This is a genomic window from Vibrio sp. R-1, from assembly GCF_035615595.1.
GTDB lineage: Bacteria > Pseudomonadota > Gammaproteobacteria > Enterobacterales > Vibrionaceae > Vibrio > Vibrio cholerae.
The window spans coordinates 1-1,161 of the sequence record NZ_WPDC01000208.1 but is presented as its reverse complement, the minus strand read 5'-3'; the positions used below and the strand labels follow the sequence as shown (position 1 = coordinate 1,161).

The window sequence follows — 1,161 nt, the reverse complement described above, 5'->3', positions numbered from 1 at the left end:
GGGATATTACTGATGTAGGACTTGATAAAATTACCAAACTGATGCGTTGAACCAAAATAATTTGGGTATGCTTTTTTTAACATACGTATATCAGGAGCTGATAACAATACAGACAATACGACACTTTCATTAAGCTCAGACTCATTCAGAGCTTTCAATGCAGTGTCACTTTGTTTTGAACTAAATCTTGTTATGGAAACTTTCATTTTCATAACTTTTTTTGCTTCATTTTCATAAGGATGTTTGTGACCATCTCGCATCATTTCAACCAAAAACATACAGTTACTATTTAACGCTTTCTTTGGTACTTGCGTTCCTGTTGTAAAGTTGATTGCTAATGAGTATTGAGCGAGCTTAGTCAGTACATGTAACTCAGTCTCAAGTTGTTTGAGTTCAAGGCATAATTTTTCTAGCTCATCTTGTGTAATGGTGCATAGCTGTTCATGATGAGCAACCAATTGTCCAGCCAAAGAAAAATAGCGCCGCCACTTTTCATGTCCATCGTGGCTAGTTTTCAATTCAATTCCCGTAAGAGTATCAATGATTTCTAAACTTGTTGCCCAAGAATGTTGTAGCTCTGTTCTTAGCTGTATTTCTACTTTTGCTTTGTTCCACGTATGATGTTCTTCTTGCCCTTCGTAGCAACTGTATATAAGGTGCAAACCACCATAACCACTTTCTTTTGGCTGCACTAGATAATCACGAGTTCGAATAATTTTGTGTACTGAACGGCTACTTTCAAGCCGTTTTTTAAGTTCAAAAAGCTGCTTAGTATTTTTAACTATTGCCCTACAACCAGCAATGTCTTGCATACTTGTAATTCGAATACTATTAGCACCTTGACCATCTAGCGTAGGCCTTTCAAGCTTATTGATAATTGTAGGTAAGCGTTTCAAACGTCTAGCTACAATTATTTTCTTATTAACCTTATTAGCAGTTCTAACTAGGTGATTCTTAAGTAACATCAACGGGTAAAGGTGAAACTCTCGGAAATTTTGGATTTTTGATATAGCAACGTTTCGTTCATCACCTTGAACCCCATGTCTTATGCTATCTGCAGCTCTTTCTATTTCACCTTTACTATATGCAAGTGGTTTTTTTTGATCTTTATACTGTTCGTTTGCCATACTTCACCAAAATCTAATATATCCGCATATACCT

1 protein-coding gene is annotated in these 1,161 nt (G+C 36.0%); it reads right to left on the bottom strand.

Translation table 11 applies throughout. The features are described 5' to 3' along the window. The coding region (locus GOU96_RS17660; RefSeq protein ID WP_324702082.1) for a RelA/SpoT domain-containing protein at positions 1 to 1,127 on the bottom strand (1,127 nt) is incomplete at its 3' end. Positions 1,128 to 1,161 lie beyond the last annotated feature (34 nt).